Genomic DNA, 19,285 nt, shown 5'->3' on the forward strand with positions numbered 1-19,285 from the left:
GCTCGGGTCGACTCCATGTCATCCCGCTCTAGCGATGTTTCGCCGACACCGGGTCGCGGACTACGCCGACATCGGCGAAGCGCTTGGGTTCGGCGGGATGGGGGGCGGGCTCGGCGAGTTCGCGCTGCCAGTACCCGACATCGATCCAGCGGCCATGCTTGTGCCCGACTTCGCGGAAGACGCCCGCGCGGCGGAAGCCGACCGCTTCGTGCAGCTTGATCGAGCCGTCATTGGGCAGCGCGATCACGCCCATCGCCTGGGTGAAGCCTTGCGCGGTCAGCGTGTCGACCAGCGCCTCGTACAGCAGTCGTCCGATGCCCGAACGCTGCGACACATCGGCGACATAGATGGTCGTCTCCACCACCCAGCGATAGGCTTCGCGCTCGCGGAACCGGGCGGCATAGGCATAGCCGATCACGCCTTCCTCATTCCCCTGCTCGTCCGCCAGCGTCGCGACGATCCAGGGATAAAGGCCGTCCGCCCCCTCCATCCGCGCGCGCATCGTGTCGGCATCCGGGGCCTGGGTCTCGAACGACACGACGCCGGCCAGAACATGCGGGGCATAGATGGCGGCGATGGCGGCGGCGTCATCGGGGCGGGCGGCGCGGATGGCGATCATGCTGGGCGAGGACTCCGGAAGTGATGGACCTGCCTAGCGTGAAGCGCGGCGGTTCGGGAAGTGCCAATCCCAACCTCCGTTCGCACTGAACGAAGTCGAAGTGCATGGGATAACGCTTGCCGATCGGGCGGGGCATGGCCTTCGACTTCGCTCAGGCTGAACGGGGGTGGGGGGCGTTACAGCCCCAGCTTCGCGATCACCATGTCGAGCAGCCGCTGGTCGCCGGCCTTCGCCATCGGACCCAGCCCACCGCATTCCAGGCAGCGCGCCTGCACCGATCCGCCGCGCACCAGCCGGGTGACGTCGCCCAGCGCGCGCGCGACCACCGCACGACGCTCGGCGGCGGCGATGGCGAAGACGTCGCCGCCCTGCTGGCCGTCATCGTCGCTCTCGAAACCTTCGGCCAGGAAGGACGCGAAGCCCGGCTTCTTCTCCAGATATTCGGCATGGACCTTGGCGGGGTCCAGCTTGGCGCGGCGCGCGGCCTCGGCGATGGCGTCGGACAGATTGCCGAAGCGGTCGACCAGGCCGATCTGGCGCGCGGTGCCGCCGTCCCACACGCGGCCCTGCGCGATGGTGTCGACCTTTTCCGGCGTCATGTGGCGCGACTGCGCGACACGGGACAGGAACTGGCGATAGCCATTCTCGATTCCCGCTTGCAGGATCGTGTCGAGCATCGGCGTGGTGCCGCCCAGCACGTCGGGCTGGCCGGTCAGCGGCGTGGTCTTCACCCCGTCGGTGGTCACGCCGATCTTGGCGAGCGTGTTCTCGAAGGTCGGGATGATGCCGAAGATGCCGATCGACCCGGTGATCGTCCCCGGTTCGGCGAAGATCATGTCGGCGGGGGTCGAGACCCAATAGCCCCCCGACGCGGCGAGCCCGCCCATCGAGACGACGACCGGCAGCTTCTGCCGCTTGGCCTCCAGGATCGCCTGGCGGATCTGCTCGGACGCCAGCACCGAGCCACCCGGCGAATCGACGCGCACGACCAGTGCCTTCAGCTTCTTGGCGGCCAGCCCGTCGAGCAGTGCCTTGGACACCGTCTCTCCGGCGGCGGTGCCGGGGCCCGCTTCGCCATCGACGATATCGCCCGCGACGGTCAGCACGCCGATCGCGTCGCCGCTGGTGGGCAGCGGATTGGCGCGCACCCAGGACGCATAGGAGATGGTGCGGAAGCTGCCCGCGGGCTTGTTCGCCTCGACCCCGGCGATCTCCGCCACCCGTTTGCCAAAGGCCATGCGGTCGCCCAGCTTGTCGACCAGCCCGGCCTTCAGATTGGCCTCGGCGATATTGCCGTTGGTAGCGAGCACCGCGCGGTCGGGCTGTGACAGGAAGGTGTCGATCTGCGCCTTGGGCCGCGCCTTGGCGACGGCTTCGCGCCACTGGGCGAACAGCGTGCCGTACAGGGCCTGCGACGCGGCCCGCGCATCGGGGCTCTGGTCGGTGCGGATATAGGGCTCGACGAAGGATTTGAACTTGCCGACGCGATAGACATGGGTGTTGACGCCCAGCTTGTCGATCAGCCCCTTATAGTAAAGCTGGTTGCCGCCCGGCCCCGCGAACAGCGTGCCGCCCAGCGGATTGACCCAGATCTCGCTGGCGTTCGATGCCAGGCGATAGGCGCCGTCGGTATAGGCGGTGGCATAGGTCAGCACCGGCTTGCCGCTCTTGCGGAAGCGGGTGATCGCATCGCCGACTTCCTGCAAGGTCGCCGGATAGGCGCCGCCGAACGCGTCGAGGTCGAGGACCAGCAGCTTCACCCGGCCATCGCCCTTGGCGGTGTCGATCGCGCGCACCACGTCGCGCAGGCGATACTGGCGCGGGGTGTCGCCGCCCGACAGCAGCGCGAGCGGCGCGATCGTCTCGGGCTGTTCGACGATCGGGCCGTCCAGCTTCAGGAGGAGCGCGCCGTCGGTGATCGCCTTGGTCCCCGGCCGCGCGTTGAGCGCCGCGAAGATCAGCCCGAAGAACAGCAGCATCGCCGCGAGCACCAGGAAATCCTTGATCCCCACCAGCAGCCGCCAGGCCGCCTTGACGATCCGCCAGCCACTGCGCTTGCCGGGCTTGCGCCCCGGGCGACTGAAATCCTGGTCGAGCGGGGAGGCGGGCGGAAGAGCGTCTGCGCGAGCGTCGGTCATCCGGCATGGCTAGCCCAGCCGCGAAGGCTCGGCAATGGCCCGTATTATGGGGCCAATACGGACGCGGATGGCCTGCGATTTTGTTCCCGGCTTTCGGGCGGCCCGTCGAAATTTTTTGGGATGGACCGTTGACGCCCTGAACCGTCGTTCACATATCCGGGGTGTTGGCACTCGCATGGCTCGAGTGCCAGAAAAGTGTAACATGCCAGATAAAGGGACATGGCAATGAACTTTCGTCCGTTGCACGACCGCGTTCTCGTCCGTCGCGTCGAGGCCGAGGAAAAGACGGCTGGCGGGATCATCATCCCCGACACCGCCAAGGAAAAGCCCCAGGAGGGCGAAGTCGTCGCCGCCGGTTCGGGTGCGAAGGCCGAAGACGGCAAGCTGACCCCGCTGGACGTGAAGGCGGGCGACCGCATCCTGTTCGGCAAGTGGTCGGGCACCGAGGTCAAGGTGAACGGTGAAGACCTGCTGATCATGAAGGAATCGGACATCCTCGGCGTCATCGGCTGAGAATAGTCCCGTCATGCCAGCGCAGGCTGGCATCTTTCTTCCGCACGAGACCCCAGCCTTCGCTGGGGTGACGAAATTTCAGAGAAAGGGTAGCCACCATGGCAGCCAAGGAAGTCAAGTTTTCGCGCGACGCGCGTGAGCGCATTCTGAAGGGCGTCGACATCCTCGCCGATGCCGTCAAGGTCACGCTGGGCCCCAAGGGCCGCAACGTCGTGATCGACAAGTCCTTCGGTGCCCCCCGCATCACCAAGGACGGCGTCAGCGTCGCCAAGGAAATCGAACTCAAGGACAAGTTCGAGAATATGGGTGCGCAGATGGTGCGCGAAGTGGCGTCGAAGACCAACGACATCGCCGGTGACGGCACCACCACCGCGACCGTCTTGGCCCAGGCGATCGTCCGCGAGGGCATGAAGTCGGTCGCGGCCGGCATGAACCCGATGGACCTGAAGCGCGGCATCGACATCGCCGTCACCAAGGTGGTCGAGGACATCAAGGCCCGCTCGAAGCCCGTCTCGGGCTCGAACGAAGTCGCCCAGGTCGGCATCATCTCGGCCAATGGCGACCGTGAAGTCGGCGAGAAGATCGCCGAAGCCATGGAAAAGGTCGGCAAGGAAGGCGTCATCACCGTCGAGGAGGCCAAGGGCCTCGAATTCGAACTCGACGTCGTCGAGGGCATGCAGTTCGACCGTGGTTACCTGTCGCCCTACTTCATCACCAACCCGGAAAAGATGACGGTCGAACTGAACGACCCGTACATCCTGATCCACGAGAAGAAGCTGTCGAACCTGCAGGCGATGCTCCCGATCCTGGAAGCCGTCGTCCAGTCGGGCCGTCCGCTCCTGATCATCGCCGAGGACATCGAGGGCGAGGCTCTGGCCACGCTCGTCGTCAACAAGCTGCGCGGCGGCCTGAAGGTCGCAGCGGTCAAGGCGCCGGGCTTCGGCGATCGTCGCAAGGCGATGCTGGAAGACATCGCCATCCTGACCGCGGGCGAGCTGATCTCGGAAGACTTGGGCATCAAGCTCGAAACCGTCACCGTCGGCATGCTGGGCACCGCCAAGCGCGTTACGATCGACAAGGACAACACCACCATCGTCGATGGCGCGGGTGATGCCGAAGCGATCAAGGGCCGCACTGAGGCGATCCGTGCGCAGATCGAGAACACCACCAGCGATTACGACCGCGAGAAGCTCCAGGAGCGTCTGGCCAAGCTCGCTGGCGGCGTCGCCGTGATCAAGGTCGGCGGTGCGACCGAGGTCGAGGTGAAGGAGCGCAAGGACCGCGTCGACGACGCGCTGCACGCGACCCGCGCGGCCGTCGAAGAGGGCATCGTCCCCGGCGGCGGTACGGCGCTGCTGTACGCGACCAAGGCGCTCGACGGCCTCAAGGGCGTCAACGACGACCAGACCCGTGGTATCGACATTGTCCGCAAGTCGCTGACCGCGCTGGTTCGCCAGATCGCTCAGAACGCCGGTCATGACGGTGCGGTCGTGTCGGGCAAGCTGCTCGACCAGAACGACACCTCGTTCGGCTTCAACGCGTCGACCGACACGTACGAGAACCTGGTCGCCGCCGGCGTGATCGACCCGACCAAGGTCGTGCGCACCGCGCTCCAGAACGCGGCGTCGGTCGCGGGCCTGCTCATCACCACGGAAGCCACCGTGGCCGAGCTGCCCGAAGACAAGCCCGCCATGCCCGCCGGCGGCGGCATGGGCGGCATGGGCGGCATGGACTTCTAAGTCGGATCGGGGACCGGCGGGGCGAAGGCCTCGCCGGGAACCGGACCGGCTGGGATGCCAGCCCAGACGCAAGAGGGCCTGGGGAGCGATCCCCGGGCCCTTTTCGCGTCCGCCCTGTTTGTCTTGCCCCGACCTCCGTTCGGCCGGAGCACAGTCGAAGGTCGCGGGGGTTTCGTGAGGCGGGGCCGGGGGCGTGCACTTCGACTTCGCTCAGTGCGAACGGGTGTTGGGAGGTGGGGCGGCGTTGCGGGGGTTTTCGCATTGTCCAGTCACCCCATCCTCCGTTCAGCCTGAGCGCAGTCGAAGGCCAAGGGAATCGCGTGGGGCGGGGGGCAGGGTATGCACTTCGACCTTGCCCAGCGTGAGCGAGGTGAGGGGCTCAAGGAGAAAGTGCGTGCGGGTGGCCTTCGCTCATGCGCAGCCAGGTCCTACCCGCGGCATTGATGACCGGGCAATTGGACCCCGACCTTCGCCGGGGTCATGCCGGATGGCGCGGGAATATCTCCAGTAACAGAAAAAGGCGGCCGGACCTTCGCCCGACCGCCTTTCCCGTAACCAGAAACGCCCTGCTTACGCGCCCGCTTTCTTCAGCGCCGCCTGGACATCGCTCCAGCTGATCGCGCCCTTCAGCGGCTTGCCGTTCAGGAGGAAGGTCGGCGTACCGGTCACCGTGCCGTCGGCGCCGCGATCCTGGGTCTGCTTGGTCAGGCGGTCGATCTGCGTCATGTCGCTCAGGCACTGGCGCGCCTTGGCTTCGGGGATGCCGCGCTGCTTGACGAAGTTGATCAGGTCCATCTGATCGGCCAGCGCCTTGATGACATCGACCGGCTTGGCGTTCTGCAACTGCTGCTGCATCGCGGGCGGCATCGCCTGGAGCTTGTCGTTGAAGCCCTGCTGCGACTGGTACATCTGCTCCAGCACCGGGAAGAAGGTCGCCTCGCCCGCGCAGATGCCGAGCAGCGCCGGGGGCAGGTCGGGCGCGCCGTGGATCAGAAATTCGCGGAATTCCCAGCTGACCTTACCCGACTTGACGTAGGTGTTCGTCAGCGGCTCGTAACCCTCACGCGCGAACGCGCCACAGGCGGGGCACAGGCGCGAGCCATATTCGACCAGCTTGATGGGCGCATTGGGGTTGCCCATCACATAGCCTTCGTCGGTCTTGCTGACGACCTGGGTCCAGTCCTGGCCCGTAGGGGCGGCGATCGCGGGCAGCGGCGAAGCGGCGGGGGCGGTGCTGTTGGCGTCGCCATTGCCGCCGCCACAGGCCGCAAGGGCGAGCGGAAGGGCGAGGAGGAGAAGGCGAGACTTCATCGACATATGCTCCGAGGAAAAAAAGGGAATTAGCGCGAACCGGCGGCGCGCAACAGCGGCATCAGCCAATCCCAGGTGAAGACGCCCATCGCCTGTTTGCCGTTGATGAAGAAGCCCGGCGTCCCTTCGATGCTTTCGGGGGCGGAACTGGTCATCGCGACGATCCGGTCGGTGGCGGCGCGGTCCGACAGGCAGGCCGTGATCTGCGCATCGCCGAGCCCCGCCGCCTTGCCGATCGCGGTCAGCCCGGCGCCATCGGCGATCGCGCGCATCTGCGCCGCAAGCGGATAGGTGCCGATGCGCTGGCCATTGGCCTGATCGAACTCCATGGCGCGCTGGCCCCAGCTCTTCTGCTGCGCGAACAGCGTCTCGGTCAGCCCGACGAACTTGCCCGCGCCGCCGCACCGCGCGATGAGCGACGCAGCGAGGTCGACCCGGTTGAGCAGATAATGGCGCACCTCGATGCTGGTCGAGCCCGAGCGGACGAACTGCCCCTTGAGCACCGGCGTCGCGCTGTTCACGAAGGCGGCGCAATGTGGGCAGGTATAGCTGACATATTCCACCAGCTTCACCCGCGCATCGGGGTTGCCGATGACATAGGCGCCCGCAGGCGTCTGGGTGATATGGGTCGTCCAGTCGACCTTGGCTCGCGCCTGGGCGGCGTCGGCGCTGGCGGCGGCGGAGAGCGAAAGGCCGAGCGCGGCCAGCGACAGGAAAAGACGCATCACGACACCTTGGGAAGGCCGCGCGTCGCAGCGACGCCCGCGGCAAGCGATTCGAGGACCGCGCGCAGCTCCGGGTCGGCGATCTGGCGCAACCCGTCGCCCATTTCGGGCGGCACGGGCTGGGGCTTGGGCGGCGCGGCGCGGCGCGGGGCGGCCATGGGCAGCTCGCCCTGCCGGATCTGGAGCCGCGCGACTGCCGGATAGCCGAAGAAGCGGTTCACCCGCTCGATGATCTCGGGCGCGATATGCTGCATCATCGGTGCATGCGCGCCGCGCACGACCAGCGTCAGCACGCCATTCTGCTTCTCGCCCTGGGGAAAGCGGATCGATTCGGGCGCGCTGGCGGTCGACAGGCGGGGGCCGACGATGTCGGGCCAGCGGCTGACGATCGCGCTCTGCACGAAGCCGAAGCGGCGAAAGGCCGCGCCGCCGATGGCGGGCAGCAGTTCGGACACCGCACGGGGGCGGTTGGAACGGGGGGGCGGCTCCTGGGGGGCGCGGACGCGCTTGCTCATATCGGGCTCCATGCCATAGCGGGCGGGTGGACGCCAAGCATTCATCATCGCCCGATATGCCCGCCGCCCGGCTGCTCGCCTGGTATGACCGGCACGCCCGCGACCTGCCCTGGCGCAGCCGTCCGGGGCAGACGCCCGATCCGTACCGGGTCTGGCTGTCCGAGGTGATGCTGCAACAGACGACGGTGGCGGCGGTCACGCCCCGTTTCACCGCCTGGGTGGCGCGCTGGCCCGATGTGGCGAGCCTGGCGGCGGCGTCAGACGAGGACATCATGGCCGCCTGGGCGGGGCTGGGCTACTATGCCCGTGCGCGCAATCTCGTGAAGGCGGCGCGCGCGGTGGTCGCCGAGCATAACGGGCGCTTTCCCGCGACCGAGGCGGCGCTTCGCGACCTGCCGGGACTGGGGGCCTATACGGCGGCGGCGGTGGCGGCGATCGCGTTCGGCGAGCGCGCGGTGGTGGTCGACGCCAATGTCGAGCGGGTCGTTGCGCGACTCTTCGCCATCACGACGCCATTGCCCGCCGCACGCCCCGCGATTCGCGAGGCGACCGACCGGATCACGCCGGACGCGCGAGCCGGGGATTTCGCGCAAGCCATGATGGACCTGGGGTCTTCCATCTGCACGGTGAAGAAACCGCAATGCCTGCTCTGCCCGCTCGCCACCGATTGCGATGCGCGGGCGCAGGGGATCGCCGAGACGCTACCCGCCAAGGCCCCGAAGAAGAAGCGCCCCTATCGCCACGGCACCGTCTTCTGGATCGAGCGGGACGGCCGGGTCTGGCTGGTCCGTCGCCCGGACAAGGGGATGCTGGGCGGGATGCGCGCGCTGCCCACCGGGCCTTGGGAGGACGACCGACCCGGTCTGGCCGATGCGCCGGGCAGGGGGCCCTGGACAATGCTAAACGAGACGGTCGTCCATGGCTTCACCCATTTCGAGCTGGAATTGGCGCTCGCGAAGAGCAAGGGCGAACCGGATGATTCGGTGGCGGGCGAATGGTGGCCGATCGCCGAATTGGGAACCGCCGGCCTGCCCACATTGTTCGCGCGGGCAGCCGATCGTTTGAAAGGGGCCTGAAGCCGATGATGCGCCGTGTGATGATGACGGGCGGGGTGATGCTGACCCTGTTGAGTGCCACCGCCCCGGCGCAGGTCGCCGCGCAAGCCCGACCCCAGGCGCGAACCGCCGCCCCGCTGCCCGCGACCCAGGCGCTGTTCGACAGCTATGTCCGGTCGGGGAAGATGCCCGGCATCGTCGCCGCGATCGGGCTTCCGGGCAAGCCGGCGATGTTCGTGTCCGCCGGTCGCACGGGTGTCGAGCCCAACGCCCCCGCCGTCACGCCCGACAGCCTGTGGCGCGTCTATTCGATGACCAAGCCGATCACCGCCATGGCGGCGATGATGCTGATCGAGGAGGGCAAGCTGAAACTCGATCAGCCGCTGTCCGACATCTATCCCGCCTATAAGCAGATGCGGGTGCTGACCGCCCCCGACGCCTCGCTCGACAGCCGCCCGGCGACCCGGCCGATCACGATCCGCAACCTGCTGACCCATACGGCGGGGCTGGGATACAGCATCGTGACCAAGGGGCCGCTGCTCAAGGAATATGAGCGGCTGGGGATCGTGCCCTTCGCCGCCAATGCGCAGGTGGAGGCGCAGGTCCGCCCGACCCGCCCCGCCAACCTCCAGCAATTCGCCGAGCGCGTCGCCACCCTGCCGCTGATCGCCGAGCCGGGAACGAAGTGGAGCTATTCGATCGGCCTCGACGTGATGGCGGCGGTGGTCGAGAAGGTGTCGGGAATGCCGTTCGAGCGGTTCGTGCAGACGCGGCTCTTCACCCCGCTCAAGATGAATTCCAGCTATTGGCAGGTGCCCGCGTCGGCGGCGAACCGGCTGGTCAGCAATTACACCTTCCTCGGCGACAATCTGGTCCCGGTCGATCCGGCGGCGAGATCGGTGTTCCTCCAGGCGCCGAGCTTTCCCTATGGCGGCGCGGGGCTGGTCATGTCGGCGCGCGACTATGACCGGTTCCTTCAGATGCTGCAAAATGGCGGCGAGCTGGACGGCGTGCGGGTGCTGAAGGCCGAGACGGTCGGCCTCGCCATGTCCAACCTGCTGCCCCAGGGGGTGACCTATGGCGGCGTGTCGGGATCGACCGGGGGCAGCGCGGGGGCGGTGCCGACCGGCTATGGCGCGGGCGGGTCGGTAACGCTGGCCGACACGCCGGGCGGGCCGGGCAAGGGAACCTATGGCTGGGGCGGGGCGGCGGGCACGGTCGCCTATGTCGATCCGACCCGGCATCTGCGCGGCACGGTGATGGTCAATTATTTCCCCGCCGACAAATATCCGCTCCGCCGCGATCTGGCGGCGGCGCTCTATCAGGATCTGGGGCAGTCGCGTCCGTGACGATCGGCTTTACCGGCGGCCGATTGGACCGCGCCGATCCGTTGCGCCACGATCCTGAAGGGTTCGCTGCGGCCCTGGTCGATCCGGCGGCGCGGTTGCTGGTCTTGCGCGACTATCAGCCGGAAATGGCGGAGGGGCGGCTGGTCTGGGCCCATATCGCCCCCGATGCCGTGCCCGAGGACCATGTCCTGCTCGGCATCGAGGAGGGCACGCCCCATTTCGCCAAGCTGACCGGCCAACCGGCGGTGGGCCGCTCGTTCGAGATGATCGCCGCGCTCCATGCGCTGGCGGCGGGGGAGGCGGCGACCTATGCGGCGGCGCGTTCGGTGGTGGACTGGCATGCGCGCCATCGCTTCTGCGCGCGGTGCGGGGCGGAGACGGTGCCGTTCCGCGCGGGCTGGGGGCGCCAATGCCCCGCTTGCGGGACCGAGCATTTCCCGCGCGTCGATCCGGTGGTGATCATGATCGCCGAGCATGGGGGCCGTGCGCTGCTCGGTCGCCAGCCCGCCTTTCCGCCGGGGCGCTATTCCGCGCTGGCGGGGTTTCTGGAGCCCGGCGAATCGATCGAGGAAGCGGTCGCGCGCGAGCTGTTCGAGGAAGCGGGAGTGCGGGTCGAGAATGTCCGCTACATCGCCAGCCAGCCCTGGCCGTTCCCGTCGTCGCTGATGATCGCGTGCGTGGCGGAGGCGGTGGACGATCGGCTGACCATCGACACGACCGAGCTGGAGGACGCGATCTGGGTATCGCGGGACGAGGTGCGCGCGGCGCTGGCGGGGGATACGTCGCGCTTCGGCGTGCCGCCGGCCTATGCCATCGCGCATACGCTGCTGGAGACGTGGGCGAGATAACTCCTCCCCTGCAAGGGGGGGGGACCGCCGCGAAGCGGTGGTGGAGGGGTGTCCCCGCTAACCGTGACACCCCTCCGTCAGGCCTGCGGCCTGCCACCTCCCCTTGCAGGGGAGGAATGGGGCACCCCGTTACCCCCGCTCGCGCGCCTGGGCGTAGGTGCCCAGCATCCGCACCCATTTGCTGTGGAAGCCCAGTTCCTCGATCGCCCGGTCGAAAGCGGGTTCGCCCGGCTTGCCGACCACGTCGCAATAGAATTCGGTCGCCGCGAAGCTCCCTGAGCGCTGATAGCTTTCCAGCTTGGTCATGTTGACGCCGTTCGTGGCGAAACCGCCCATCGCCTTGTAGAGCGCAGCGGGGATGTTCTTCACCTCGAAGATCAGGCTGGTCATCCACGGTCCGTCGTCGACCGGCGGCTGGCTGCCCCGTGCCAGCGCGACGAAGCGGGTCATGTTGCGATCGCCGTCCGATACGTCCTCGGCCAGCAGGTTCAGCCCGTACAGCTCGGCGGCGCGCGGGGGGGCGAGGGCGGCGACGCTGGGATCGCCCATCTCCGCCACGCGCGCCGCCGCGCCCGCCGTGTCGGCATAGGCGATGGGGCGGATACCGTGGGCGCGCAGCCAGTGGCGGCATTGACCCAGCGCCTGCGGATGGCTCATCGCCTCCGCCAGTTCCTCGCGCGTGCCCGTCGCCATCAGCGCGTGGCGGATCGACAGGAAATGCTCGCCCACGATCGCCAGCCCGGATTCGGGCAGCAGGAAGTGGATGTCCGCGACCCGCCCGTGCAGCGAATTCTCGATCGGGATGATCGCCCGGTCGGCCTTGCCGCTCTTCACCGCGTCCAGCGCGTCGGCGAAGTCGAAACAGGGCAGCGGCAGGCCGTCGGGATAGGCCTCCATCGCCGCGACATGGCTGTTCGCGCCCGGCGCGCCCTGAAAGGCGACGGCGCGGTGCGGCTCGGCCAGCGCGGCGTTCGTCATCGCCTCGACGATCGGGCGGGCGGGGGCGGCATAATTTTCCATGGGTCAGCGGCCTAATCGCGGCGCGACACGCGATCAAGCGGGGAAGCCGAGACACAAAACTTGCCGTCCGCGAAAGCGGCACCTAAGGTCCGCGTTCAGGAGAGATATTGGCGGGGCAGCGAAAAGCGATGGACCTAAAGACCAATACGATCGCGGGATGGGTGCTGGGCGCGGCAGGCGCGGCACTGGGCCTTTCGATCGTCGGCGGCATGATGTTCCACGACGAACGGCCGGAAAAAATGGGCTATGCGATCGAGGGTGTCGAGGCCGAGGGCGGCGGCGGGGCCGCGGCGGAGGTGCCGATCGCGTCGCTCCTGCCCACCGCCGATGCAGCCAAGGGCGCGGAAGTGTTCAAGAAATGCGCCGCCTGCCACACCATCAACCAGGGCGGCGCGAACGGCATCGGCCCCAATCTCTATGCCACCATGGGCGAGGCGATCGCGCAGGGGAAGGCGGGGTTCGCCTTTTCCGACGCGCTGAAGGCGGTCGGCGGCAATTGGGACTGGGACAAGATGAACGCCTGGCTGACATCCCCGCGCAAGTTCGCGCCCGGCACCAAGATGACCTTCGCCGGTCTCTCCAATCCTCAGGACCGCGCGAACGTGATCCTGTACCTCAACCAGCAGGGATCGAACCTGCCGCTGCCCGCCGCCCCGGCGGCCAAGGAACCGGCGGCGGCGGGCGACGCCCCGGCCAATGGCGCCGACGCGGCGGTCAACAAGGTCGAGGAGGATGTGCGCGGCGATACCGGATCGATCGCCAATACCGGCACGCCGGCCAAGGGCGCGCCCTCGGTCGATCCGCAGGCCGCGATCGAGGGGGCCAAGGCGCCCCGCTGATCCCGTGTCGCTGACCGACCTGATCGCGCGCATACCCGTTTTGCAGGCGCCGATGGCGGGGGTATCGACCCCCGCCATGGCGGCGGCGGTGAACGAGGCGGGCGGGATGGGCGCGATCGCGCTGGGGGCGAGCGGCGTGGAGCAGGCCGCCGCGATGATCGCCGAGACCCGCGCCCGGACCGAGCGGCCGTTCAACGTCAATCTCTTCGTCCATGCCCCGCCCGCCCATGATCCGGCGCGCGAGGCGGCGTGGTGCGAGGCGCTGCGCCCCGCCTTTGCCGAACAGGGGGCCGAACCACCCCAGGGACTGCGCACCATCTATGCGAGCTTCGTCGATGACGACGCGATGCTGGCGCTGCTGATCCGGGCGCGCCCGGCGGTGGTCAGCTTTCACTTCGGCCTGCCCGGCCCCGAGCGAATCGCCGCGCTGAAACGGGCGGGATGCCTGTTGCTGGCGAGCGTCACCTCGCTGGACGAGGCGCGGGCGGCGGAGCGGGCCGGGATCGATGCCCTGGTCGCGCAGGGCTATGAAGCCGGCGGCCATCGCGGCGTCTTCGATCCCGATGCGCGCGACGACCGGCTGGGGACACTGGCGCTGACTCGTATGCTGGCGAAGTGCGCCGAGCGGCCCGTCGTCGCGGCGGGCGGGATCATGGACGGCGCAGGCGTGTCGGCGGCCTTGGCGCTGGGCGCGGTGGCGGCGCAACTGGGTACGGCCTTCATCGCCTGTCCCGAAAGCGCGGCGGATGCGGCCTATCGCTCGGCGCTGATGGGGGAGGGGGCGGCGCACACCGTCATGACCCGTGCGATTTCGGGGCGGCCCGCGCGCTGCCTGCCCAATCGCTTCACCGCGCTGGGGGAGCGGCTGTCCGCCGTGCCGCCCGCCTATCCTATCGCCTATGATGCGGGAAAGGCGCTGAACGCCGCCGCCAAGGCGCGGGGCGAGCATGGCTATGGCGCGCAATGGGCAGGGCAGGGCGCGCCGCTCGCCCGTGCCATGCCTGCGGGCGAACTGGTCCGGACGATCGCTGGCGAGATGCGGCGATAGCGTCTATCCGCGCGCCAAATGGCTCCGGTGGAGAATGACGGGATGAAGATGCTTGCGGCCTGGATGGCCCCCATGCTGGTCGTCGCGACCCCGATGGCGACGGCGGCGAGCCGATCGCCGATCCTGTTGTCCGAGTTCGTCGATGCGCAGGCCCCTTATCCCCAGGCTCATGCCTCGACCCTGGTGCAACTGCTCGACGGGACGCTGGCCGCCGCCTGGTTCGCCGGATCGGGGGAGAGCCGCCCCGATGTCCGCATCTGGTTCGCGCGGCGGGGGCCGGGGGGATGGAGCGCGCCGGTGCCGGTCGCGGACGGCGTGTCGCCGCAGGGCGACACGCGTTATCCGACCTGGAACCCGGTGCTGTTCCAGCCGCCGGGCGGACCGCTGCACCTCTATTACAAGGTCGGGCCCAATCCGCGCGAATGGTGGGGCATGGTCATCCGCTCCGGCGACGGCGGTCGGACCTGGACAGCGCCCGAGCCGTTGCCGGATGGCGCACTGGGTCCGATCAAGAACAAGCCGGTGATCGCCGCCGATGGAAGTTGGCTGTCCCCCTCCAGCCGCGAAGAGGGAACGGCGGAGGCCAATATCTGGTCGCTGCGAATCGAGCGGAGCACCGATCAGGGAGGGCACTGGACGGTCGGCCCACGCATCGCCTCGCCCATGCATATCGAGGCGATCCAGCCCAGCATCCTGTTTCACAAGGACGGCAAGCTGGAACTGGTCGCGCGGACGCGGCAGGGGGCGCTGGCGCAAAGCTGGTCGCGGGACAATGGCGTCACCTGGTCCCCGATCGCGGCGATCGACCTGCCCAATCCCAATGCGGGCACCGATGCGGTGACATTGGCCGATGGGCGGCAACTGATCGTCTACAACCACAGCGCCCATGCCCCGAATACGCCCGGCGACGGCCCGCGCTGGCCGCTCAATATCGGGTTGTCGGACGATGGGGTGCATTGGCGCAGCGTCCTGACGCTGGAGGCCAAGCCGATGCCCGACGGCTATGCCTATCCGGCGGTGATCCAGACGCGCGATGGGCTGGTGCATGTGACCTATACTTGGAACCGGCAGCATATCCGGCATTTGGTGATCGATCCCAGGTTGTTGCGGTGACCTTGCGGCAAGGGATGCACTCGCCACGATGCTGGGCTAAACAGCGGGAATGACCACCAAACCTCCCATCGGTCGCGATACGCGGCTGTGCATGTCGCTGTCGGCGCGGCCCGGCAATTTCGGATCGCGCTTCCACAACCGCCTCTACGAGCTGACCGGGCTCGACTATGTCTACAAGTCGTTCAGCACCACCGATCTGGCGGCGGCGGTGGGCGGAATCCGGGCGCTGAATATCCGGGGCTGCGCGATCTCGATGCCGTTCAAGGAAGCGGTGATCCCGATGCTCGACGGCCTCGCCGGGTCGGCGGCGGCGATCGACAGCGTCAACACGATCGTCAACGATGACGGGCGGCTGACCGGCTACAACACCGACTATGCCGCCGTGGTCGAACTGATCGCCGATATCGACCGCGCGACGCCCTTCGTGCTGCGCGGGTCGGGTGGCATGGCCAAGGCCGTGGCGGCGGCGCTTCGCGACTCGGGTTTCGGCCAGGGCACCATCGTCGCACGCAACGAAGCGGTGGGACGCGGGCTCGCCGATCTCTATGGCTTTGCCTGGGCGAGCGAATTGGGCGAGGGCGCGCCGCTGCTGATCAACGTCACCCCGATCGGCATGACCGGCGGCAATGAGGACCAGCTGGCCTTTCCCGAGGCGATGATCGCCGAGGCGGAGATCGCCTTCGACGTGGTGCAATATCCGCCCGAGACCCGGTTCCTGGGCGTCGCGCGGGACATGGGCAAGCGGGTCATCACCGGCACCGAGGTCGCGACCATCCAGGCGCTGGAGCAGTTCGTGCTCTATACCGGCGTGCGGCCCACGCCGGAGCAGGTCCAAGAGGCAGCGGAGTACGCCCGAAATATGGGGTGATCGGGACATTCCTCCCCTGAAAGGGGAGGTGGCAGGCCGCAGGCCTGACGGAGGGGTGTCACCGCTGATGATCGGACCCATCGCTGGCGGTTACACCCCTCCACCAGCTTCGCTGGTCCCCCTCCCCTTGCAGGGGAGGATTAATTTTGGGCCATCGCCATCAGCACCGCCCACTCCGCCTCGCCCACCGGCGACACCGACAGCCGCGACTGGCGGAGCATCGGCAGGTCGGCGAGGCGCGTGTCCGCCTTCATCGCCGCCAGCGTGACGGGACGGGGGAGGGGGCGGTCGGGCGCGACTTGGACCGAAACCCAGCGGCCGTCCTCACCATCGGCCCGTGCCGCGCGGGTGATGGTCGCGATGCCGACCGCCGCTTTCTCCTTTCCGCTGTGATAGAAGAGGGCCGAGTCGCCGACCGCCATCGCGCGGAGATGCTTGGCGGCGGCGGCGTTGCGCACGCCGTCCCATTCGGTCGTGCCGTCGCGGACCAGATCGTCCCAGCCATAGCTGTCGGCCTCCGATTTCAGCAGCCAATGGGCCATGTCGCCGCCTTCTCCTGAACCCTGACTAAACGCTGCATTCCAACGCCATTCAGCCCGAAGCGACTAGGAAAGGCAACACGGACGCAGCGTGCGCGTTTTGCCATCAGCGGACCGGGCGTTTGAGTATCGGAGGTTCGAGATGAACGGAATGTTGAAGAAGCTGGGGATGGGCGTCGCGCTGGCCGCGACCGCGCTGACCGCTGCGGCCCCGGCCGAGGCGCAGCGTTGGGGTCGCGGCTGGGGCGGCTATTATCACCGTGATCGCGGCGGCGACGCGGTGGCGGGTGCGTTGCTGGGCGGCATCGTCGGCCTGGGCGTGGGCGCTGCCATCGCGAGCAGCAACCAGCCGCGCTATGTCGATCGCGGCTATTATTATAATCGCGGCTACGACCCCTATTACGCACCGCCGCCCCCGCCGCCGGTGTATCAGTATGAGTATCGCAGCTACGCGCCGCGCTGCTGGACCGATTGGCGCTGGGACCCTTATTGGGGCCGCAACGTGCAGGTCCGGGTCTGCAACTAAATCCCATGGCGGCGTCGGGATCACCCGGCGCCGCTTTTTCTTGGCAGCGGCATCGAGTCGGCGTTAAGGCCGGGACATGACCGATACCGTTCCCGATCGCCTGTCCACCAACCCGGACAGCCCCTATTTCGACCAGGACCTCCTCTCGCGTGGGGTCGGCATCCGCTTCAAGGGTGCGGAGCGCCGCGACGTCGAGGAATATTGCATTTCCGAAGGCTGGATTCGCGTCGCGCTGGGCAAGAAGGTCGACCGCCATGGCCGCCCGCTGACCCTGAAGCTGAACGGCGAGGTCGAGGCGTGGATCGAGAATCCGGCCGATGACGCCGAGGGTTCGGACGAAGCCGAGGCCTAATTACTTGGCGTACCCCGGCGAAGGCCGGGGTCCAGTTGCTGTGTGCGGGCGATGGCCTCCCACGCGCCGGTTGGCGCGCCACCGGCGTCGTAGAAACTGGACCCCGGCCTCCGCCGGGGAACAAGTAGGTTTTGGGGAGGGCGGTATCCTCAACGTCCGTTCAGCCTGAGCGAAGTCGAAGGCCACGGCAATCCCCCGCCGCACTTCGACTTCGCTCAGTGCGAACGTAGGGTGCGGATCAGGCCGCCTCCATCGCCTCGCCCGCTTCCATCCAGCGCGCCTCTGCCTCGGCCAGCTTCTCGACCGCCTCGGCGCGGCGCTTGTTCAGTTCGCCCATCGACAGTTTGGCATGGCGCGGTTCGGCCGCCGCCGGATCGTTCATGGCCTTGTCCAGCGCGTCGCGTTCGCGGGTCAGCTTGGCCATCTCGTCCTCGATGCCACGCAGCGTCTTCTTCATCGCGTTGAAGCGCTCGCGCTGCTCGGCCGAAGCCTTTTTGCTCGCCGCGCGGTCGGCCTTGGAGGCGGCGTCGCCCTGGCCCGCATCGCCCTTCAAGACGAAGGCGATATAATCGTCCAGCGACCCGTCGAATTCCTTCGCCGTGCCATTGTCGACCAGCACCAGCCGGTCCGCCGTCATCTCCAGCATGTGACGGTCATGGCTGACCAGCACGACCGTGCCCTTGTACATGTTGAGCGCCTGGACCAGCGCCTCGCGCGCGTCGACGTCCAGGTGGTTGGTCGGCTCGTCGAGGATCAGCATGTGCGGCGCGTCGCGGGTGATCAGCGCCAGCGCCAGCCGGGCGCGTTCGCCGCCCGACAGCTTGCCGACCTTGGTCGTCGCCTTGTCGCCCGAAAAGCCGAAGCGCCCGAGCTGTGCCCGCACCGCCGCCGGGGTCGCGCCGCGCATGATGCGGGTCATATGCTCCAGCGGCGTGTCGTCGGTGTCGAGTTCCTCCACCTGATACTGGGTGAAATAGCCGACGCGCATCTTGCCGGACGCGTTCATCTCGCCTTCCATCGGCGTCAGTTGCGCGGCGAGCAGGCGGGCGAGGGTGGTCTTGCCGTTGCCGTTGCGGCCCAGCAACGCGATCCGGTCGTCCGGGTCGATGCGCAGGTTCAGCCGCTTCAGGATCGGCGTTTCCGAATAGCCGACGCTGGCGAGGTCCAGCGTGATCAGCGGCGGGCGCAGCTGGTCGGGATCGGGGAAGTCGAAGGACAGCGACGGGTCGTTCGCCATTTCGGCGATGGGCTGCATCTTGGACAGCATCTTGGCGCGGCTCTGTGCCTGTTTGGCGGTCGAGGCGCGGGCGGAGTTGCGGGCGATATAGTCCTGCAACTTGGCGCGCTGCGCCTCCTGGTTGGCCTTGGCGGCGGCGAGCTGCGCCATCCGCTCGGCGCGCTGGCGCTCGAACGAGTCGTAACCGCCGGGATAGAGCGTCACCTTGCCGTTCTGGAGGTGCAGGATATGGTCGACGACATTGTTCAGGAAGTCGCGCTCATGGCTGACCAGCAGGATCGTCGCGCGATAGGATTTGAGGAAATCTTCCAGCCACATCACCGCTTCGAGGTCGAGGTGGTTCGACGGTTCGTCGAGCAGCAGCACGTCGGGCGCGGAGAAGAGCAACGCGGCCAGCGCCACGCGCATCTTCCACCCGCCCGAATAGCTGGACAGCGGGCGGCCCTGCATCGCCTCGTCGAAGCCCAGGCCTTGCAGGATGCTGGAGGCGCGCGCGGGCGCGGTATAGGCGTCGATCGCGATCAGCCGTTCGTAGATGTCGCCCAGCTTTTCCGGGTCGCTCTCCGTCTCGCTCCGCTCCATCAGTTCGGCGCGTTCCACATCGGCGGCCAGCACCGTTTCGAACGGGGTCGCGGTGCCGTCGGGGGCTTCCTGTGCGATATAGCCCAGGCGCGCGCCCTTGGGCATTTCGCAGGCGCCGTCATCGGCCTCCAACTGGCCTGCGATCACGCGGACGAGTGTCGACTTGCCCGCGCCGTTGCGACCGATCAGGCCGACCCGGCTGCCGGGGGGGAGTGCGGCCGATGCGCCGTCGAGGATCGTGCGGCCGCCCAGGCGCACGGTGATGCCATTCAGATTGAGCATGAGGCGCGCGTAGCAAATCCCGGCGCAAAAGGGGAGGGGGCCCTTTTATCCTCCCCGGTACGGGGAG

General features: G+C 68.0%; 19 protein-coding genes. 11 read left to right on the forward strand and 8 right to left on the reverse strand.

Annotated features, from left to right (window positions below; genetic code table 11):
- Positions 1 to 28 precede the first annotated feature (28 nt).
- The gene (locus tag OXQ33_RS12215) at positions 29 to 619 is read right to left on the reverse strand and encodes a GNAT family N-acetyltransferase (protein WP_267434969.1); all 591 of its coding nucleotides are present in this window, start codon (positions 617 to 619) and stop codon (positions 29 to 31) included.
- A 176-nt stretch (positions 620 to 795) separates the two neighbouring features.
- Positions 796 to 2,757 carry a signal peptide peptidase SppA gene (sppA, locus tag OXQ33_RS12220; RefSeq protein WP_267434970.1) on the reverse strand — a complete coding sequence of 654 codons (1,962 nt, stop codon included), beginning with the start codon at positions 2,755 to 2,757 and terminating at the stop codon, positions 796 to 798.
- A 225-nt stretch (positions 2,758 to 2,982) separates the two neighbouring features.
- Here sppA and groES point away from each other — a divergent pair, with 225 nt between their 5' ends.
- Positions 2,983 to 3,270, forward strand: coding sequence for a co-chaperone GroES (gene groES, locus OXQ33_RS12225; RefSeq protein WP_267435017.1), 288 nt, complete (start codon positions 2,983 to 2,985; stop codon positions 3,268 to 3,270).
- 98 nt (positions 3,271 to 3,368) lie between these two features.
- Positions 3,369 to 5,009, forward strand: coding sequence for a chaperonin GroEL (groL, locus tag OXQ33_RS12230; protein WP_267434971.1), 1,641 nt, complete (start codon positions 3,369 to 3,371; stop codon positions 5,007 to 5,009).
- Positions 5,010 to 5,579: 570 nt separating this feature from the next.
- On the opposite strand, the gene OXQ33_RS12235 is transcribed toward groL, so the two are convergent.
- From OXQ33_RS12235 to OXQ33_RS12245, 3 genes are read right to left on the reverse strand one after another with little or no spacing between them, the layout of a single operon-like run.
- On the reverse strand, positions 5,580 to 6,320 hold the full coding sequence (locus OXQ33_RS12235) for a thioredoxin domain-containing protein (protein ID WP_267434972.1): 741 nt from the start codon (positions 6,318 to 6,320) through the stop codon (positions 5,580 to 5,582).
- 29 nt (positions 6,321 to 6,349) lie between these two features.
- Positions 6,350 to 7,045 (reverse strand): thioredoxin domain-containing protein, encoded by a 696-nt coding sequence (locus tag OXQ33_RS12240; RefSeq protein WP_267435018.1) that lies wholly within the window; start codon positions 7,043 to 7,045, stop codon positions 6,350 to 6,352.
- Positions 7,045 to 7,560, reverse strand: a complete 516-nt coding sequence (locus tag OXQ33_RS12245) for a DciA family protein (protein ID WP_156361024.1) — start codon at positions 7,558 to 7,560, stop codon at positions 7,045 to 7,047. The genes OXQ33_RS12240 and OXQ33_RS12245 overlap by 1 nt, the downstream gene beginning before the upstream one ends.
- 56 nt (positions 7,561 to 7,616) lie before the next feature.
- Between OXQ33_RS12245 and mutY the strand changes: the two genes are divergently transcribed.
- From mutY to nudC, 3 genes are read left to right on the forward strand one after another with little or no spacing between them, the layout of a single operon-like run.
- Positions 7,617 to 8,636, forward strand: coding sequence for an A/G-specific adenine glycosylase (gene mutY, locus OXQ33_RS12250; RefSeq protein ID WP_267435019.1), 1,020 nt, complete (start codon positions 7,617 to 7,619; stop codon positions 8,634 to 8,636).
- An 8-nt stretch (positions 8,637 to 8,644) separates the two neighbouring features.
- Positions 8,645 to 9,964, forward strand: coding sequence for a serine hydrolase domain-containing protein (locus OXQ33_RS12255; protein ID WP_267435020.1), 1,320 nt, complete (start codon positions 8,645 to 8,647; stop codon positions 9,962 to 9,964).
- A complete protein-coding gene (gene nudC, locus OXQ33_RS12260; protein ID WP_267434973.1) occupies positions 9,961 to 10,812 on the forward strand; it encodes an NAD(+) diphosphatase in 852 nt (283 codons plus the stop codon). Before OXQ33_RS12255 ends, nudC begins: the two co-directional genes overlap by 4 nt.
- Before the next feature lie 129 nt (positions 10,813 to 10,941).
- On the opposite strand, the gene OXQ33_RS12265 is transcribed toward nudC, so the two are convergent.
- On the reverse strand, positions 10,942 to 11,832 hold the full coding sequence (locus tag OXQ33_RS12265; protein WP_267434974.1) for a prephenate dehydratase: 891 nt from the start codon (positions 11,830 to 11,832) through the stop codon (positions 10,942 to 10,944).
- A gap of 128 nt (positions 11,833 to 11,960) precedes the next feature.
- On the opposite strand from OXQ33_RS12265, the gene OXQ33_RS12270 reads away from it, so the two are divergent.
- Genes OXQ33_RS12270 through OXQ33_RS12285 form a run of 4 tightly spaced genes read left to right on the forward strand, consistent with a single transcriptional unit; the run spans position 11,961 to position 15,700 of the window.
- Entirely contained in the window at positions 11,961 to 12,671 is a 711-nt protein-coding gene (locus tag OXQ33_RS12270; protein ID WP_267434975.1) for a cytochrome c family protein, read from the forward strand.
- A 4-nt stretch (positions 12,672 to 12,675) separates the two neighbouring features.
- A complete protein-coding gene (locus OXQ33_RS12275) occupies positions 12,676 to 13,719 on the forward strand; it encodes a nitronate monooxygenase (protein WP_267434976.1) in 1,044 nt (347 codons plus the stop codon).
- Positions 13,720 to 13,761: 42 nt separating this feature from the next.
- Positions 13,762 to 14,832, forward strand: a complete 1,071-nt coding sequence (locus OXQ33_RS12280) for a sialidase family protein (protein WP_267434977.1) — start codon at positions 13,762 to 13,764, stop codon at positions 14,830 to 14,832.
- Positions 14,833 to 14,881: 49 nt separating this feature from the next.
- Positions 14,882 to 15,700: a shikimate 5-dehydrogenase gene (locus OXQ33_RS12285; protein ID WP_267434978.1), complete on the forward strand. Its 819-nt coding sequence runs from the start codon at positions 14,882 to 14,884 to the stop codon at positions 15,698 to 15,700.
- Positions 15,701 to 15,840: 140 nt separating this feature from the next.
- Here the strand turns inward: OXQ33_RS12285 and OXQ33_RS12290 are convergent, their stop codons facing one another.
- On the reverse strand, positions 15,841 to 16,242 hold the full coding sequence (locus OXQ33_RS12290) for an EVE domain-containing protein (protein WP_267434979.1): 402 nt from the start codon (positions 16,240 to 16,242) through the stop codon (positions 15,841 to 15,843).
- A gap of 139 nt (positions 16,243 to 16,381) precedes the next feature.
- Here OXQ33_RS12290 and OXQ33_RS12295 point away from each other — a divergent pair, with 139 nt between their 5' ends.
- Positions 16,382 to 16,765: a hypothetical protein gene (locus OXQ33_RS12295; RefSeq protein ID WP_267434980.1), complete on the forward strand. Its 384-nt coding sequence runs from the start codon at positions 16,382 to 16,384 to the stop codon at positions 16,763 to 16,765.
- 76 nt (positions 16,766 to 16,841) lie between these two features.
- Positions 16,842 to 17,117, forward strand: a complete 276-nt coding sequence (locus OXQ33_RS12300) for a DUF3297 family protein (RefSeq protein ID WP_267434981.1) — start codon at positions 16,842 to 16,844, stop codon at positions 17,115 to 17,117.
- Positions 17,118 to 17,355: 238 nt separating this feature from the next.
- Here OXQ33_RS12300 and OXQ33_RS12305 read toward each other — a convergent pair whose 3' ends face one another.
- Positions 17,356 to 19,218 carry an ABC-F family ATP-binding cassette domain-containing protein gene (locus tag OXQ33_RS12305; RefSeq protein WP_267434982.1) on the reverse strand — a complete coding sequence of 621 codons (1,863 nt, stop codon included), beginning with the start codon at positions 19,216 to 19,218 and terminating at the stop codon, positions 17,356 to 17,358.
- Between the last annotated feature and the right edge of the window lie 67 nt (positions 19,219 to 19,285).

It is taken from the genome of Sphingomonas sp. GM_Shp_1, assembly GCF_026540895.1.
Taxonomy (GTDB): Bacteria; Pseudomonadota; Alphaproteobacteria; order Sphingomonadales; family Sphingomonadaceae; genus Sphingomonas.

Excerpts from the sequence above, each read along its gene's own strand:
- OXQ33_RS12215 (WP_267434969.1), bottom strand. The coding sequence starts at position 619 with ATGATCGCCATCCGCGCCGCCCGCCCCGATGACGCCGCCGCCATCGCC.
- sppA (WP_267434970.1), bottom strand. The coding sequence starts at position 2,757 with ATGACCGACGCTCGCGCAGACGCTCTTCCGCCCGCCTCCCCGCTCGAC.
- groES (WP_267435017.1), top strand. The coding sequence starts at position 2,983 with ATGAACTTTCGTCCGTTGCACGACCGCGTTCTCGTCCGTCGCGTCGAG.
- groL (WP_267434971.1), top strand. The coding sequence starts at position 3,369 with ATGGCAGCCAAGGAAGTCAAGTTTTCGCGCGACGCGCGTGAGCGCATT.
- OXQ33_RS12235 (WP_267434972.1), bottom strand. The coding sequence starts at position 6,320 with ATGAAGTCTCGCCTTCTCCTCCTCGCCCTTCCGCTCGCCCTTGCGGCC.
- OXQ33_RS12240 (WP_267435018.1), bottom strand. The coding sequence starts at position 7,045 with ATGCGTCTTTTCCTGTCGCTGGCCGCGCTCGGCCTTTCGCTCTCCGCC.
- OXQ33_RS12245 (WP_156361024.1), bottom strand. The coding sequence starts at position 7,560 with ATGAGCAAGCGCGTCCGCGCCCCCCAGGAGCCGCCCCCCCGTTCCAAC.
- mutY (WP_267435019.1), top strand. The coding sequence starts at position 7,617 with ATGCCCGCCGCCCGGCTGCTCGCCTGGTATGACCGGCACGCCCGCGAC.
- OXQ33_RS12255 (WP_267435020.1), top strand. The coding sequence starts at position 8,645 with ATGCGCCGTGTGATGATGACGGGCGGGGTGATGCTGACCCTGTTGAGT.
- OXQ33_RS12265 (WP_267434974.1), bottom strand. The coding sequence starts at position 11,832 with ATGGAAAATTATGCCGCCCCCGCCCGCCCGATCGTCGAGGCGATGACG.
- OXQ33_RS12270 (WP_267434975.1), top strand. The coding sequence starts at position 11,961 with ATGGACCTAAAGACCAATACGATCGCGGGATGGGTGCTGGGCGCGGCA.
- OXQ33_RS12280 (WP_267434977.1), top strand. The coding sequence starts at position 13,762 with ATGAAGATGCTTGCGGCCTGGATGGCCCCCATGCTGGTCGTCGCGACC.
- OXQ33_RS12285 (WP_267434978.1), top strand. The coding sequence starts at position 14,882 with ATGACCACCAAACCTCCCATCGGTCGCGATACGCGGCTGTGCATGTCG.
- OXQ33_RS12290 (WP_267434979.1), bottom strand. The coding sequence starts at position 16,242 with ATGGCCCATTGGCTGCTGAAATCGGAGGCCGACAGCTATGGCTGGGAC.
- OXQ33_RS12295 (WP_267434980.1), top strand. The coding sequence starts at position 16,382 with ATGAACGGAATGTTGAAGAAGCTGGGGATGGGCGTCGCGCTGGCCGCG.
- OXQ33_RS12300 (WP_267434981.1), top strand. The coding sequence starts at position 16,842 with ATGACCGATACCGTTCCCGATCGCCTGTCCACCAACCCGGACAGCCCC.
- OXQ33_RS12305 (WP_267434982.1), bottom strand. The coding sequence starts at position 19,218 with ATGCTCAATCTGAATGGCATCACCGTGCGCCTGGGCGGCCGCACGATC.